Annotated in this window: 16 protein-coding genes; all 16 read left to right on the forward strand. The window is 46.5% G+C overall.

Annotation, left to right across the window (positions count from 1 at the left end; translation table 11 throughout):
* Positions 1 to 5: 5 nt before the first annotated feature.
* The 16 genes from BV455_RS12580 (at position 6) to BV455_RS12655 (ending at position 16,130) form a co-directional block, all read left to right on the forward strand.
* A complete protein-coding gene (locus BV455_RS12580; RefSeq protein ID WP_042407630.1) occupies positions 6 to 695 on the forward strand; it encodes a DUF2953 domain-containing protein in 690 nt (229 codons plus the stop codon).
* A gap of 33 nt (positions 696 to 728) precedes the next feature.
* The gene (ytfJ, locus tag BV455_RS12585; protein WP_042407626.1) at positions 729 to 1,187 is read left to right on the forward strand and encodes a GerW family sporulation protein; all 459 of its coding nucleotides are present in this window, start codon (positions 729 to 731) and stop codon (positions 1,185 to 1,187) included.
* A gap of 78 nt (positions 1,188 to 1,265) precedes the next feature.
* Positions 1,266 to 1,766 carry a thiol peroxidase gene (gene tpx / locus BV455_RS12590; RefSeq protein WP_042407624.1) on the forward strand — a complete coding sequence of 167 codons (501 nt, stop codon included), beginning with the start codon at positions 1,266 to 1,268 and terminating at the stop codon, positions 1,764 to 1,766.
* 128 nt (positions 1,767 to 1,894) lie between these two features.
* On the forward strand, positions 1,895 to 2,884 hold the full coding sequence (locus BV455_RS12595) for a class I SAM-dependent methyltransferase (protein ID WP_081159863.1): 990 nt from the start codon (positions 1,895 to 1,897) through the stop codon (positions 2,882 to 2,884).
* 223 nt (positions 2,885 to 3,107) lie between these two features.
* Positions 3,108 to 4,301 (forward strand): acetate kinase, encoded by a 1,194-nt coding sequence (locus BV455_RS12600; RefSeq protein WP_017434958.1) that lies wholly within the window; start codon positions 3,108 to 3,110, stop codon positions 4,299 to 4,301.
* A 480-nt stretch (positions 4,302 to 4,781) separates the two neighbouring features.
* Entirely contained in the window at positions 4,782 to 5,306 is a 525-nt protein-coding gene (locus BV455_RS12605) for a hypothetical protein (RefSeq protein WP_017434959.1), read from the forward strand.
* A 153-nt stretch (positions 5,307 to 5,459) separates the two neighbouring features.
* Positions 5,460 to 5,804 carry an SCP2 sterol-binding domain-containing protein gene (locus BV455_RS12610; RefSeq protein WP_017434960.1) on the forward strand — a complete coding sequence of 115 codons (345 nt, stop codon included), beginning with the start codon at positions 5,460 to 5,462 and terminating at the stop codon, positions 5,802 to 5,804.
* A gap of 116 nt (positions 5,805 to 5,920) precedes the next feature.
* A complete protein-coding gene (locus BV455_RS12615) occupies positions 5,921 to 7,456 on the forward strand; it encodes a class I adenylate-forming enzyme family protein (protein ID WP_017434961.1) in 1,536 nt (511 codons plus the stop codon).
* Positions 7,457 to 7,534: 78 nt separating this feature from the next.
* Positions 7,535 to 8,680, forward strand: a complete 1,146-nt coding sequence (locus BV455_RS12620) for an acyl-CoA dehydrogenase family protein (RefSeq protein ID WP_218687248.1) — start codon at positions 7,535 to 7,537, stop codon at positions 8,678 to 8,680.
* Positions 8,677 to 9,894: an acyl-CoA dehydrogenase family protein gene (locus tag BV455_RS12625; RefSeq protein ID WP_017434963.1), complete on the forward strand. Its 1,218-nt coding sequence runs from the start codon at positions 8,677 to 8,679 to the stop codon at positions 9,892 to 9,894. The genes BV455_RS12620 and BV455_RS12625 overlap by 4 nt, the downstream gene beginning before the upstream one ends.
* Before the next feature lie 90 nt (positions 9,895 to 9,984).
* Complete coding sequence (locus tag BV455_RS12630) at positions 9,985 to 10,776, forward strand: enoyl-CoA hydratase/isomerase family protein (RefSeq protein WP_017434964.1); 792 nt, start codon at positions 9,985 to 9,987, stop codon at positions 10,774 to 10,776.
* A gap of 24 nt (positions 10,777 to 10,800) precedes the next feature.
* A complete protein-coding gene (locus BV455_RS12635) occupies positions 10,801 to 11,643 on the forward strand; it encodes an SDR family NAD(P)-dependent oxidoreductase (RefSeq protein WP_017434965.1) in 843 nt (280 codons plus the stop codon).
* 22 nt (positions 11,644 to 11,665) lie between these two features.
* Positions 11,666 to 12,808, forward strand: coding sequence for a thiolase family protein (locus BV455_RS12640; protein WP_017434966.1), 1,143 nt, complete (start codon positions 11,666 to 11,668; stop codon positions 12,806 to 12,808).
* 42 nt (positions 12,809 to 12,850) lie between these two features.
* A complete protein-coding gene (locus BV455_RS12645) occupies positions 12,851 to 14,608 on the forward strand; it encodes an ABC1 kinase family protein (protein ID WP_017434967.1) in 1,758 nt (585 codons plus the stop codon).
* A 34-nt stretch (positions 14,609 to 14,642) separates the two neighbouring features.
* Positions 14,643 to 14,960 (forward strand): hypothetical protein, encoded by a 318-nt coding sequence (locus BV455_RS12650; protein WP_017434968.1) that lies wholly within the window; start codon positions 14,643 to 14,645, stop codon positions 14,958 to 14,960.
* Positions 14,961 to 15,026: 66 nt separating this feature from the next.
* A complete protein-coding gene (locus BV455_RS12655; RefSeq protein ID WP_017434969.1) occupies positions 15,027 to 16,130 on the forward strand; it encodes a Zn-dependent alcohol dehydrogenase in 1,104 nt (367 codons plus the stop codon).
* The last annotated feature ends 22 nt before the right edge of the window (positions 16,131 to 16,152 follow it).

A 16,152-nucleotide genomic window follows, 5' to 3' on the forward strand; every position in this document is an offset into this window, starting at 1 on the left:
GAAGGTTGAAAATCGTAGCAGCGGCCATTGTGGTTTTGTTATTATTCTTGTTTATGTTGGCGATGATGAAATTATCGGTGACTATTTTTTTTCAACATGCTCAAGATGATGATGAATGGAAAATTACGTTTCGCACATTGTTCGGAATCGTTCGCTATACCGTCCATATCCCTCTAGTAAAAGTAGAAACAACGTCAACGTCTCCAGGTATCGTTATTGCCCATAAGAAAAGTATGGAGAATACAGCGAACAGCAAGGAAAAACGAAGCAAATATACACCAAAGGAAATCATGAATATTCTTCGCAAAGCAAGAGAATTTACAGAACGAGTTGTGCACTTGAATGACATTATGAAAAACTTTTTCCGTCATGTATCGATTACAAAATTTGAATGGCAGACGAAAATCGGAACAGGGGACGCGGCAACGACAGGGATGATGGTCGGGTTAGGGTGGTCGTTAAAATATAGCGTGCTGGCGGTATGCAGCAAATATATGAAATTAAAAACAACTCCTATGATCACGATCATTCCATCTTTTCACCAAGCAGTTTCGGAAACAAAATTTATATGTATGATTCATTTTCGAATCGGGCATGCTATATTAGCAGGAATACGAGTGATCAAACATTGGCGTGGCAACCGTTTGTCGGAAATAAAAGCGTTTGCTACCCAGCAAACAAATGAAGGATACTAGCAAACAAATGAAGGATACTAGGAGGAATTTGGCATGAGCAATCATCCGATTCAGGGGCTTATGACAACCGCAATGGAAAACTTAAAACAAATGATTGACGTCAATACGATTATCGGCGACCCTGTGGAAACACCGGACGGGAGCGTTATTTTAACCGTTTCGAAAGTAGGATTTGGATTTGCGGCAGGCGGAAGCGAATTTATGATCGACGGAAAAAGTAATGGCGCTAGAGCGCAACAAGGAGCAAGTCAAAATCAAACAGATGAACATCCGTTTGGCGGCGGAAGCGGCGGCGGTGTGTCTATTACTCCGATTGCGTTTTTAGTGGTAAACTCATCCGGGGTCAAGCTGCTTCATCTTGACGAGAGCACGCATTTATATGAAAAAATTCTTGATGTCGCACCGCAGGCGATTGAAAAAATTCAAGCAATGTTAAAGAAAAATAAAAATGGTGCAGAAAGATCATCGCCAACTAATGATTTTGACATTTAAATAAATCAAAATCATTGAAATTTTTTGGTATCCCCTTTATGATGACAGTAGTACATAATATTTTAAGGGGGAAAGCCAATGGCACAAGTGACATTTAAAGGAAAACCGGTAACATTGGTCGGCAATGAAGTAAAAGTGGGAGATAAAGCACCTGACTTTACCGTATTGGATCAAAATTTATCCGAAGTGACGCTTGCGGATACGAAAGGGCATGTTCGCTTGATCAGCGTGGTGCCGTCGCTCGATACAGGAGTTTGTGATACGCAAACACGCCGGTTTAACGAAGAAGCAGCGAAATTAGACAACGTAAAAGTATTAACGATTAGCGTGGATTTGCCGTTTGCGCAAAAACGCTGGTGCGGGGCAGCCGGGGTGGAAAACGTGCAAGTGCTTTCTGACCATCGCGATGTTTCGTTTGGACAAGCGTACGGCGTACTCATTAAAGAATTGCGTTTATTGGCGCGCGCAGTATTTGTCATTGACAGCAATGACATCGTCACTTACGTCGAGTATGTGCCGGAAGTAACGAACCATCCAAATTACGAAGCAGCAATTGAAGCAGCAAAATCAGCAAAATAAAGAAAAGACCTCGACTCGTTCGAGGTCTTTTCGTGTTTTATCCACGCATGTTTGTATATCCTTCTTGCTATTGGATTGTGCGCATCGTACAATAAAATATTGGACACTTACGGAAAGGTGGAGGAACAATGGCAACTCCAGTAGAGCGCTTGTTTACCTTATTCGACGAAACGGCCAAAATCTTGCAAGATGAATTACAATGCACTTATTTAGAAGCAGTGGCGGAAACGGGAGAAAACGTGTTTCACGGCGATGTTCTTCAAGAAGAAGTGAGCGAAGTAAACGCGAAACGTCTAAAAAAACAATATACAGACATACAGCTAGAGCGTTTTACAAATGAAGAAATTCGCAAATCTTTTCAGCTAGCGGTGTTAAAAGGAATGAAAGAGTATACACAACCGCATCATCAGATGACCCCGGATGCGGTTAGTTTATTTATGAGCTATTTAGTCAATCAATTTACCCGCAAACATCTTGCCCTTACTATTCTTGATCCTGCCGTCGGCACCGCAAATTTGCTGACAACGGTGCTTAACCACCTTAAAGGAAAGCAAACGAAAAGTTACGGTGTGGATGTGGATGATGTATTAATTAAGCTAGCATATGTGAACGCGAATTTGCAAAAACACGCGATTCAGCTTTTTAATCAAGATGGTTTGCAGCCGCTATTTGTAGAGCTTGCTGATGTAGTCGTGTGCGATTTGCCTGTTGGTTATTATCCGAATAAAGAAAACGCTTCTCGCTTTGTATTAAAAGCAGAAGAAGGGCATTCATACGCCCACCATTTGTTCATTGAGCAAAGCTTGTATTATACCAAAGAAGGCGGTTACTTATTTTTCTTAATTCCAAATACATTATTTTCAAGCGACCAGGCGGCAAAATTGCATGAATTTATTAAAGAGCATGCGGTGATTCAAGGGCTGTTGCAACTACCGCTATCGATGTTCAAAACAGAACAAGCAGCAAAAAGCATTTTTATTTTGCAAAAGAAAGGAGAAAACGTAAAAGCACCGAAAAAAGCGTTATTAGTGGAACTTCCTCGTTTCTCCAATAAACAGGCGATGCAGGCGATGATGAAAAAAATCGATGAATGGATTACAGAAGAAAAAGGAAAATAAAAACAGTTCCCGGTACATGACGGGAACTGTTTTTATTTTCGAAAGATAGTAACTATTTATATTTTCGAAAGATAAAAACATAAATTTGCAACCGATTACAGCAAAGAACTTGCTTGAAAAGAAAGGGCGAACAAGCATACAATGAAAAAGGTATAGTGAAATAATACAAAACCGAATAAACTAATGGTAACAACATGTTAAGTATAAAAGGAGCTGTTAAAAAATGGCAAAGGTGTTAGCAATTAACGCCGGTAGTTCGTCATTAAAGTTTCAATTGTTTGAGATGCCGAGTGAAACGGTGTTAACGAAAGGAATTGTCGAACGAATCGGCTTTGATGATGCGATTTTTACGATTACGGTAAACGGAGAGAAAATTCAGGAAGTAACAGCGATTCCAAACCACGCTGTAGCGGTGAAGATGCTGCTTGATAAGCTCATCCGCTATGGCATTATCCGTTCGTTTGATGAAATTGATGGAATCGGCCACCGCGTCGTTCACGGCGGTGAGAAATTCAGCGATTCAGTGCTGATTACGGATGAAGTGCTCAAGCAAATTGAAGAAGTATCGGAGCTTGCTCCCCTTCATAATCCGGCAAACATTGTCGGCATTAAAGCGTTTCAAGAAGTGCTTCCAAATGTGCCGGCTGTGGCCGTGTTTGATACGGCGTTCCATCAAACCATGCCAGAACAATCATTTTTATATAGTCTACCGTACGAATACTATACAAAGTTCGGTATTCGCAAATATGGATTTCACGGCACGTCTCATAAATATGTAACACAACGAGCCGCTGAATTGCTTGGCCGGCCGATTGAACAGCTTCGTCTCATTTCCTGCCATCTTGGCAACGGCGCCAGCATCGCGGCGGTCGAAGGCGGAAAATCGATCGATACGTCGATGGGCTTTACGCCGCTTGCCGGTGTTGCGATGGGTACCCGTTCCGGAAATATTGACCCAGCCCTAATCCCATATATTATGGAAAAAACAGGAATGACTGCCGAAGAAGTGATTGAAGTGTTAAATAAGAAGAGCGGCATGCTTGGTATTTCCGGACTGTCGAGCGATTTGCGCGACCTCGAAAAAGCGGCGGCCGAAGGAAACGAACGCGCGGAACTGGCGCTCGAAGTGTTCGCTAACCGCATTCATAAATATATCGGCTCTTATGCGGCGCGCATGTGCGGCGTCGATGCGATCATCTTCACCGCCGGCATCGGTGAAAACAGTGAGGTCATCCGTGCGAAAGTGCTGCGAGGCCTCGAATTTATGGGCGTATATTGGGATCCAGTGTTGAATAAAGTGCGCGGCAAGGAAGCGTTCATTAGCTATCCGCACTCCCCGGTCAAAGTATTAGTCATCCCAACGAACGAAGAAGTCATGATCGCACGGGACGTTGTAAGATTAGCAAATATTTCTTGATATGGAATATATTTAAAAAACGTGACCTAAATCTAACGATAACCTAAATTTTTAAAGCAACCTTTTTTCATGTTCTAAATACATGAAAAAAGGTTGCTTTTTTCTTTGCCACTAAAAAAGCGAAAACATGCCAATAGGGTAAAAGCGAAAGCTACCCGCTGTCCTTGCTGCGTATTTAGTTGTTTTAGGAAATAGGTTAAGAAAACGAAGGCTTTATTTTCTAAATCTAATATTGTATGTACGTACAGATTAGAAAAACGATTACAATCCGAAACGTGCTCACTTCATTTTCGGTGACCGAAATATCAAATGCAGCACAGTCTCACTACGCCAAAGTGAGGGGATCATCCCAATTGATCTTGATAATCCCTTCAATCCACGGGTTGCAAAGGCACCATTTTTAAAATAGTTTAATAGGTACGTAAAGATGCTTTCATACTGTCTATTACGATTTAATCCATTGAAGGAGTTGGAAAAGACATGCCGGTTTTTCAGGATGCGGAACATTTTTATCGGGTAGTGGGCGAGTTTATGAAGATCCCTTCCCGTCCAAGAACGATTCAGGAATTGAGGCAATGGTGGGGACATAGCCCAGCATATTACGAAAATGGTGATGAGGTCGATCAAATGAATCAAATCGGCGAAAAAATTCGAAAATCTAGGATAGCCATTGAATTTGAAATTACTCAACCGAATGCTCTTATTTGTATTGATGCCAGACAGCCGAAAAAGGGGGGAAATTATACGGTTTACCTTGGTGAATCGATCAAATCACTGGATGTATCCGTCAAAACAACGGGAGATATAGCGCATCAATTTTGGGGAGGAAATGTAAATGTCCCCCTAGCGTTAATGACGGGAAAAATAAAGGTGAATGGGTCGAAAAAGAAAGCGTTACAAATGCTGCAGAGTATTATGCCCGCTTTTGCTTTATATCCCCGCTACTTGGAACTTATCGGCGAACAACGGCTGCTTTCCCTCTTGTTTTCATCGCGGAAGAGATAACATGGCCACAAAGGAAAAATACGTATAAATATCGGGGGGAAACGGGAGTTTGCGAAAAAAAACTCCGACTTTTTTCGGAATACTAGTATTATTCTAAATATTTTACACTATAACCAACATGAAAATAATTTAAATAATTTAGGAGGGAATCCAATGACAACCGTTAAAGAAATTTTTCAAATGATCGATTCGCAGCTCAAGGAGGATCCTTCTCGAGCTGATGGGATTGTCGCTGTCTATCAGTTCAACTTAAGCGGGGAAGAAGCTGGCGTTTACCAAGTGATTCTTCGCCCTGATGCAGGTTCTGTCGTCGAAGGCGAACAGGAAGCGTCCGATTGTACGCTCACCATCGATTCGAGTGATTTTAAAAAATTGGTGGAAGGAGAATTGAACGGGACTGAAGCCTTTATGAGCGGAAAGCTCAAAATCGACGGAGACATGGGCCTTGCTTTACGGCTTCAAGAAGTGTTGTCAGCCTACAACCACGCCAAACAGTAAACGGTGAAAGGGCAGAACCAGAAGCCGGGAAGAAGCTGATGGCTTGAGCTTCAAAGCATATTAAATGTCCGGCATCTGGTTTCTTATACATGAATCTCATTGAGGAGAGACGTGGAATGAATTTAAGAAACATTTGGTCTAATAATATCGAAAAATTCGGCATGTATCCCGTTCTCATTTTTGAGGGTGAAGAATATACGAATACGTACTGCGATGAGCTTTCCTCCCAGTTAGCGCATACGTTGATCGAGTTAGGGGTGGAACGCGGGGACCGCGTGGTTGTCACGATGCCGAACTGTCCTGAAGTCGTCATCGCGTTTAGCGGGATTATTAAGGCAGGCGCCGTAGTCGTTCCCGTGATGCCTCTTTTGCAAGCGCAGGAAATTCATTATATTTTGCAAGATTGCCAGCCAAAAATTGTTTTGACCACCGATCTGCTTTTGGCGAAGGTGAAGGAGGCGGTTTATAATTTATCGGCACCGCCAAAAATCTTCACATTGGATCGGCACGATTCCCCCTACTCTTTATGGAAGGGAATGGAAAATGCCTCGACGTCTGCGCCAAATGTACCTATCTGTGAAGAAGATGAGGCGGCCTTGCTGTATACAGCAGGGACAACAGGGAATCCAAAAGGGGTGGTGTTGACGCATAAAAACTTGTATTCCAATGCAGAAGCGGCATCGAAAACAGCGCAAATTTTACAATTGAGAGAAGAACGTGTGGCGCTTGGGGTGTTGCCGTTTTCCCACGCTTTCGGTTTCACGATGATGAATGTCGCGCTTTTATTAGGTGATAAAATTGTACTTTTGCCTTATTTTGATCCCGTGAAAGTGCTAGAAGCCATTGAAAAATATAAAGTGACGCATTCAGCGATGGTGCCGGCGATGTTTCACGCCTTGTATCATCATCCTGATGCCGACGAGTATGATACGTCGAGCTTTATTGTCTGTGTTTCAGGTTCGGCGTCTCTTCCGAAACAGCTGGCTTACGATTTCCAACGAAAATTCGGCTGTATCATCTTAGAAGGATACGGGCTGTCCGAGGCAGCTCCGATCGTTACAGCCACCGATCCATCGAAACCGATAAAGCCAGGTTCCGTCGGATTGCCGTTGCCGGGAATTGAAGTCGCCGTCGTCGATGAAAACGGCTATCGCCTTCCGCCCAATGAAGTTGGGGAATTGATTGTTTCCGGCCCGAATGTTTTTAAAGGTTACTACGGCAAGGAAGAAGAAAGCCGGGAAATTCTTCGGGATGGGTGGCTTTACACCGGCGATATGGCCCGGATCGACGAGGAAGGCTATGTATTTATCGTTGACCGGAAAAAGGATGTGATTATTCGCGGCGGATTTAATATTTATCCACGCGATCTCGAGGAATTGCTCATGGTTCATCCTGACGTCGTCGAAGCCGGCGTTGTCGGCGTACCGTCTCCTAGAATGGGCGAAGAAGTGGCCGCTTATGTCGTGCTCCGCCAGGGTGCACAAACGACAAAAGAAGAATTAATTGAGTTTTGCCAAAAGAAAGTCGCGAAACATAAAAGTCCGCGATTCATCAAAATCGTCGGATACTTACCGAAAAATTTAATCGGAAAAATCGATAAAAAGAAACTTCGCGAATGGGCAAAGGAATTTGAGACAGCTACGCAAACATAAAAAGGCATTTTTGGCCTGATAATTTCTGAATATTAACAATATTATTCGGGAACGTCGGAAGTTAAGGAGGAGAATGATTTGATCTCGTTTCATCCTACCGATGAAGAACAAGCGTTTTATGATTTAGCAAGAAACTTCGCTGTTGAACATATTCGTCCAGCGGCAAGAGAGTGTGAAGCGAACCGTTCTGTAAGCGCTTCTATTATAAAAATGGTTGGGGAATTAGGATTTTCGACCCTTGAACTTCCGGAAATCTGGGGAGGACTTGAACTGCCGTTAATTTCTCAAGTGCAAATTTTACAGGCATTGAGTTACGGGGATTTAGGGATTGTTCAAGGACTGTCGGGACCAGGAGATACGGCGTCATTTATCCGCCTTCAACCGGATCATCCGTTGCTTCAATCGTACAAATCATCCGGTCGGAACGGTTGTTGGCCGAGCGTGGCTTTCATTGATGCAACGGATAGGAACGCCACTTGGGCGTCGGAACTCGACATTCGTGCAAATGGCAGCGGATACATTGTCAAAGGGACATCGCAGCCGGTTCGTTTGGCCACATCCGCTGAATACGTCCTTATTGCTGCTGTCGATTCGAAAGGTGAATGCGTTGTTTTATGGTTGGAAAATAAACATTGGGAAGTGTTAAAAGGAGACTTTCGTTTAGGATTACTCGCAGCTGGACTTGGCCGGTTGCACTTTCCTGATGTCCATGTTGGCGCGGAACAAGTCATTGCTCGCGGAAAGGAAGCAAGCGAACTGATTGCAAACGTTCAACAGCGCCTTCGTGTACTCGAAGCCGCCAAAGAAGTTGGATTAATGGAAGCATCATTAAATTACGCCATCGAATATACCGCAGGACGCCAAGCGTTTGGCCAGGAAATTGCCAAATTTCAAGGGGTTTCCTTCACGATTGCCGAAATGGCTTTTGAATTTAAGGCGGCGAAGCACCTCGTCTGGCAGGCGGCGATCAAAGTGGATGAACAAGCAAGCGACGCGGAAGGCCATGCCTTGCGAGCATTATCTCGTGCTCATCGTTCTCTTCGGCATGTGACCGATTGTGCCGTACAAATGCTCGGCGGGCATGGGTATGTGCAAGAGTATCCGGTGGAAAAGTGGATGAGGGACGCACAAGCGCAAGTGGCTTTATATGGTAGGGAAAGAGATTTGTTAGTCCGCCGCGGTGAACAAATCATGAACAGACAGAAAGAGAGGGTCGCCCAATGATTTCATTCGAACTGTCGCCACAGCAAAAGCAAATCAAAGAATTGGTCCACTGGTTCGCCAAACATGAAATTCGCCCGATCGCCATGGAAGCGGATCGGTTAGGGAAAGTGCCCGATGAGTGGTTGAATAAAGTGAACAAAATGGGTATCCATCTCAACACTTCTTCCTTTAGCGGCGGGGGAAGAACGGCGAAAACGGGAGAAAAAAACGGCAAGAAATCGGAAAAGGAAGCAAATCGGATGGCGGTCATCGCCACTGAGGAGTTGGCGTGGGGATGCCCGGCGATTACATTATCTCTTCCGGGAGCAGGCCTTGGCGGTCCCCCGATCCAAAGCAGCGGTACACCCGAACAAAAGGAGCGGTTTCTGTCCATATTTACGAAAGACGAGCCGCGCTGGGGAGCTTACGCACTGACGGAACCCGAAGCCGGTTCCGACGTATCGGGGATCCGTACCACCGCCCGAAAGGTGGATGGGGGGTACGTGTTGAACGGTCAAAAAATTTTTATTACAAACGGTGCCCGTGCCTCTTGGACCGTGGTGTTTGCGACGATCGACCCCAACATGGGACGTGCCGGACATAGAGCCTTTGTGGTCGAAAAAGGCACACCTGGATTCAGCTGCACCCGTCTTGTTCATAAAATGGGCTTGCGCGCGAATGAGACGGCGGAATTGTTGTTTGAAAATTGTTTTGTCCCTCAGGAAAACTTGCTCGGTGGCGAAGAACTGTACAGCACAAGCGGCAATAAGCCGTCCGGGTTCCAAGTGGCCATGAAAACATTTGACAGCACGCGTCCAATCGTGGCTGCGATGGCGATTGGCATTGCCCGCGCCGCGTATGAATATACCGTTGATTTAGTCAGAAAAGAATATCCGAAGCAAGGACGGCTCTATTACGAAGCGGCGGAACTGTTGGCCGAAGCGGAGCAAGATATTGATGCGGCGCGCCTTCTCACTTGGGAGGCGGCTTGGAAAGCGGATATCGGCCAGCCGAACGCCATGGAAGCGGCGATATGCAAGGCGGTAGCTGGCAAAATGGCGCTCGATGTTTGTTCGAAATGTCTGGAATTACTCGGCCCGATCGGTCTCGACGGGCATCTCGTGGAAAAATTGTACCGGGACGTCAAAGTATTCGATATTTTCGAAGGGACGCAGCAAATCCAACGTTTAGTGACAGCACGCCGTCTTTATGCTCCTTATGGAGTACACGTTTAAACGTAGAGGGAGCAGGCGAACCAATTCATTGAAGCAGGATGGCCGGGCTTTTGCTGTTCGAACCTGTTATTTTGAAAAGGAGGAAAAAAGTTGTCTTACGAAACGATTCACATTGATCGAAGAGAGAAAGGAGTCGCCTGGGTTGTCATCGACAATCCTCCGGCTAATGCCGTCAGCGAACAATTGATGCGCGATTTGGAACGTGCAGCAGATGAGCTTGAGGCGGACCCTTCTGTACGTGTGGTTGTCATTACATCTGCCCACGAAAAGACATTTGTGGCTGGGGCGGACTTAAAAGCGATGATCCAAAGCGGTAGCCGATACGCTGGGAATGAAGCTGGCATTGCCGAGCAAAGTGCGCGCATGCAACGATGTTTCGACCGTTTGGCTACCTTGCCGAAACCGGTTATTGCCGCGATCAACGGCCATGCGTTAGGCGGAGGCTGCGAACTGGCATTAGCTTGCGATTTCCGCATCATGTCAAAAGGGAAAATTGGCCTGACAGAAGTGTCGCTCGGTTTGATTCCGGGAGCGGGTGGTACACAGCGAATGACGCGATTGTTAGGACGCGCGAAAGCCACCGAACTCATTTTTACGGCGAAAAGGTTGGATCCTGAAGAAGCGTTGCAAATCGGATTAATTAACAAGGTGACAACTCCAGAGAAGCTCGTGGAAGAAACGACGGCGTTTGCGGAGCAGCTCGCTGAAGGAGCAGTCAAAGCCATGGGGTTCGCCAAACGGGCCATTCATGCGGCAGAAGGGCTGTCTGAGGACGGGTTTAGCGTGGAAGCGCGTGCCTTTGCCGAAACATTCAAGACGGGAGAACCCGCTATTGGGCTGGCGGCGTTTTTCCAAAAGAAAAAACCTCAATTTCTCCGCTAATCATTGAAAAGAGGTGGGATGAAGATGTCTTCTTGGGCTGAGTTATTGAAAGGAAAAGTCGCGGTAGTGACGGGAGCCTCCCGCGGGATCGGCCGTGCGGACGCCTTAGCGCTAGCCGAAGCGGGAGCCGATGTCGTCATTACCGACATACTTATTGAATCTGATGAGGAAAGCCGAGCCATGGCACAAAAATACGGGCCGTTGTCGCAAGTGATGCACAGCACGAAAGTCGTGTATGCCGAGAAAACTGCAAAAGAAATTCAAGCCATGGGCCGCCGTTCCTTAGCGATCAAGATGGATGTGACGGACCGCGAACAAGTGAAAGAAGTATTTGCGAGAGTGAAAGAAGAGTTCGGATCGATTGATATTCTTGTTAACAATGCCGGGACACTCGACCATATTTCCCAAATTGAAAAGCAAAACGATGATTTATGGGAACGCGATTTAAAGGTAAATTTAACCGGGGCGTATAACTGTACGAAAGCGGTGTGGCCGTACATGAAAGAACAAGGGTGGGGCCGGATTATCAATATGTCTTCGGTCGCCGGAACGCTTGGCGGATTCGGCCAAGCCAGCTATTCCGCGACAAAAGGTGCGTTGCTCAGCTTTACGAAAAGTATGGCGTTGGAAGGAGCGCGCTACGGGATTACGGTCAATGCCATTGTCCCCGGGATCATTAATACAGAAGCGTTCCGCATGGGCAATCCAAAAATGAACGAACGAATGATTCAACGGACGGCGTTTAAGCGTCCCGGAGAACCGGAGGATATTGCCAATGCCATCACCTTCCTCTGTTCCGACAAAGCGAAATATATCACGGGGATTGGATTGAATGTGTCTGGGGGCATCGAGCTGTTTACATTTTAACAGGAGAAAGGAGGAGGATATGATGCCAGAAGTCGTGATTGTCGACGCTGTACGTACGGCCATCGGCCGCCGCAAAGGCTCCTTATCGAACATGCATCCGGTTGATTTGCTTGTTCCAGTTCTTCAGGCACTCGTACAACGAAACGGAATTGAAGCGGGTTCCGTGGAAGATGTAGTCGTCGGATGTGTCACGATGACGGGGGAGCAAGGCGGAAACATTGGGCGGCAAGCCGTACTTGCAGCCGGGTTTCCAGTGGAAGTGCCGTCTTTTTCGCTAAATCGCATGTGCGGCTCGAGCCAGCAAGCCATTCATACAGCGGCACAAGCCATTCTCGCTGGCGATATCGATATTGCAATCGCTTGCGGTGTGGAAAGCATGACAAGAGTACCGATGGGAAGCGATATGGGAAGATTTAGCAAAAACTTAACGAGTAAGTACAACATTGTCCCACAAGGGATATCCGCTGAAATGATCGCGAAAAAATGGAACCTCTCCCGCGAGGAATTGGATGAATTTTCGCTTCAAAGCCATCAAAAAGCGGCAGAGGCGACCGATAAAGGGTGGTTTCAACGGGAAATTATCCCGATCGAGGTGAAAGGGGAAGACGGACCGTTCATTTTTGATAAAGATGAAGGGATTCGCAGAGATACGTCAATGGAGAAATTAGCCGGACTGACGCCGTCGTTCCAGCCGAACAGCGGTGTAGTGACAGCAGGAAATTCCAGCCAAGTAAGCGACGGGGCAGCGGGGCTGCTGCTCATGTCAGAAGAAAAAGCAAAAGCGCTCGGTCTTAAGCCGCGGGCGCGCATCGTCGCCCGGGCGGTGGTCGGCGAAGATCCAGTGATGATGTTAACGGGGATTATTCCCGCTACACGGAAAGTATTACATAAAGCGGGGCTCACTTTGGAGCAAATGGACGTCATCGAAGTGAACGAAGCGTTCGCTTCCGTCGTCAAAGCGTGGGAACGTGAACTTGAGCCAGACATGAGAAAGGTCAATCCGCGGGGCGGAGCTATTGCGCTTGGGCATCCGCTCGGCGCGAGTGGGGCGCGCATTCAGACGACATTACTTCATCAATTGGAAGATATGGACGGGAAATACGGGCTGCAAGTGATGTGCATCGGTTTTGGCATGGCGACGGCAACGATCATTGAGAGATTGTAACGGTCGAGGACGCATGAATAGACAGGAAGGGAGGGATACGGTTTGAACGCTTCCGTCGAAAAGACAGGTCCAGAGTGTCTCTCGGCCTTATCGGCAGTCGGCGAAGCCATTGAGAAGGAAATTGCGGAGATTACAATAGGAAAGCGGAGTCGGAAAATTATTTCCGTCTTTGCCAAAAACGGCTTAGGTATGCTCATCAAAGATGTAATGGCCAAAAAATTGGCCGGGAAACGAAAGCTCAGCCAACACGAAAACGAATACTTGTGGAAAATCGGGAAACGATTGAGGTTGGCTTTTGAAGAGTTAGGACCAACGTTTATCAAGCTCGGCCAAGTGTTAGTGACCCGCCAAGATTTATTGCCCGAACCGATTACCCTTGAATTGGAGAAATTATTAGATAAAGTGCCGCCAATCGAGTTTTCCAAGATTCAATATATCATCGAGAAGGAACTTCCCGACGGGGCGAACACGTTTGAATGGATTGACGAAGAGCCTCTCGGTTCGGCTTCGCTCGCCCAAGTGTATAAGGCCAAATTGAAAGGCGGGCCAATGGTGGCGTTGAAAGTTGTGCGCCCCACTGTAGAGAAACTGTTTCAAACCGACATTATTGTCATTAAGAAGATGGCGTCGTGGCTGCAAAAACGTTTACCGCCCGAACTGCAAGCGGCGCTCGATTTCAGAGAATTGGTTCAAGACTATTACAGCAGTGCGATGGATGAGTTGGACATGATGGAAGAAGCCCGAAAAATGAGGGAGATGAAGAAAAAATACGGGAAAAAATCAGAATATGTTGACGTTCCTGAAGTGTATGAGGCGACGAAAAACGTTCTAATCATGGAATACATTGATGGATGGCTTATTAAAGATTTCCCGGTTGACTTTTTCACCTTTGAAGAACGGGTAAAAATTATGATCGACCTCGTCCATCATTACGTTCAAACGATGCTAGACGGCCATTACCATGCCGATGCCCACGGATCGAACATCATGATCAATAAACATACGAAAAAAGCGGTCATCATTGACTGGGGAATGACCGGACGCATAGACAGCATTATGACGCAAATTTTGATGCGGGTGATTATGCATATCCAGTTAAACCAAGCCGAAGATGCCGCTGAAGTGTTTATGGAGCTCGTGACCCCGACGATTTATACCGATGTCGTCAAAGTAAAAGACGAATTAAGGACACTTGTTTTGAATTACGTCTCCGCCCATCAAGGAAGCTCTCGTTATAATTATGGCCGTCTCGTACTCGAAGCGATATCCATCGGAATCAAAAACTATTGCAAAATTCCGAATGGTTTGGCGCTATGGGCAAAAGGGTTTTCCGCGACAGAAGGAACAGCGCGCTGGATTTGCCCGGAAATCTCTTACGGCCAAGTCGTCGAGGCTTATGAAATCCCTATTTTGAAAAGTATACTTAGCAAGCGATTTAATTTTCGAGCCAACGCCAGTTTGTTAGCTGAGTCGTCTGAAATGGTGGCGACATTCCCACGCCGCTTCAATAAAGTGATGGAAATTTTGGCGGATAATAAATTGCGGCTCAATATGCAAATCCAACCTGATCCGGTGATCCGCAATATATTAAACCAAATAGCGAATCGGTTGGCATTGGCGCTTGTCACGTTTGCCATTATTGTTGCAAGCGGTTTCATTATCTCGAGCATTCCGAACGGGACATTTCTATGGATGAGTAAGGAAACGATTGCCAACGTCGGATTGACCGTCTCAATCATTCTCGTTATCTTCCTGATTTGGCGCTTGTTCCGTACAAGAAAACATCGATCGTTGTTTTAACGTCCATCTTTTCATAGAAGGAGGTGGAGCGACATTGAAAGAAGACCGGAAAATGGCCACGATGTCGCAACGAATTTCAGCGTTTTATCGGCAAAGCGGCGGCCCTGGAAATCCGCAAATTCAACGGATTTTAGAAGAGCATTTGTTATACGGCAGAGATCACGGCATTCCGGGAAAGAAAGAAGACATTAACGATGTGTTGAGAGAAGTATTTTTGAATGATCATTCGACACGGCCGCTTGTTATCGGGCTTTTAAGAATGAGAGCGGCTTTGAAAGAACAGTGGGAAGCGTATTTGAACGCCTTGCGCCATGAGGACAGACGAAAAGTGGAGGAGTTAGAAAAACTGTAAAACAACCGTGATGACAACGAGAAAGCAATCGATTGTTTTTCATGACGGAAAAAAGGGGGGAAAGGATTGAAAGCAGCTGTCCTACACCATTATGGTGAACAACTGCGAATTGAACATGTCGAACTTGAACCGCCCCGCAAAGGCGAAGTTCGGGTGAAAATGAAAGCGGCCGGCATTTGCCATAGCGATTTGCATGTTGTTAATGCACATTTGCCATTGCCGGTGCCGATCGTTCTCGGCCATGAAGGGGCCGGAGTGGTCGATGCTGTTGGTGAAGGAGTTATGAGTGTGAAAGCTGGCGATCACGTTGTGCTAAACTGGGTGCCATCGTGCGGGACGTGCTACTATTGTCAAATCGGGCGGCCCGACATGTGTGATGAAGCGGCTAAATTAACAGCAATGGGAACGATGCCTGATGGAACGACGCGTTTTTCGCTTGGTGGGAAGCCGGTCTACCAATTCCTTTCCATAGGAACGTTCAGTGAGTATACGGTCGTTCCTGAACGAGCAGCGATCCCGATTCGAGCCGACGTTCCGTTTGAATTGGCGGCGCTTGTCGGCTGTAGCGTCATGACTGGTGTCGGCGCGGTCATCAAGACGGCGAAAGTGGAGCCGGGAAGCACGGTGGCGGTGATCGGTGCCGGCGGCGTTGGATTTAATGTCATTCAAGGAGCCGCCTTGTCCGGGGCTAAGCAAATTATTGCCATTGACATTGTGCCAGAAAAGTTAGCCATGACGAAAAAGTTTGGGGCGACGCATACGATCAATGCCGGTGAAGAAGATGTTGTCAGCGCCGTACTAGATTTAACGGATGGCCATGGTGTGGATTATGCGTTTGAAGCCATCGGTCGGCCAGAGACGATGGCTGAAGCGTATAACATCACGAGAAAAACCGGAACAACGGTGATCGTCGGCATTGCCGCGCCAAACGAAAACGTTGCCGTCAATGCGTTTTCCTTGCCTTCTCAATCGAAAACATTGACCGGATCTTGGCTTGGGCAAGGGAATCCTCCGGTCGATTATCCAAAACTGCTCGATTTATATGCGGCCGGAAAATTACAACTGGAACCGTTAGTGAGCCAAATTTATTCATTGGATCAAATTAATGAAGGATTTGAAGCGTTGAAGGCGGGAAAAAACATCCGCGGCGTCATTCGGTTTGCTGAATGATCGGTTATGAAATGGGGGTTGA

The organism is Parageobacillus caldoxylosilyticus, from assembly GCF_019272935.1.
Taxonomy (GTDB): Bacteria; Bacillota; Bacilli; order Bacillales; family Anoxybacillaceae; genus Saccharococcus; species Saccharococcus caldoxylosilyticus.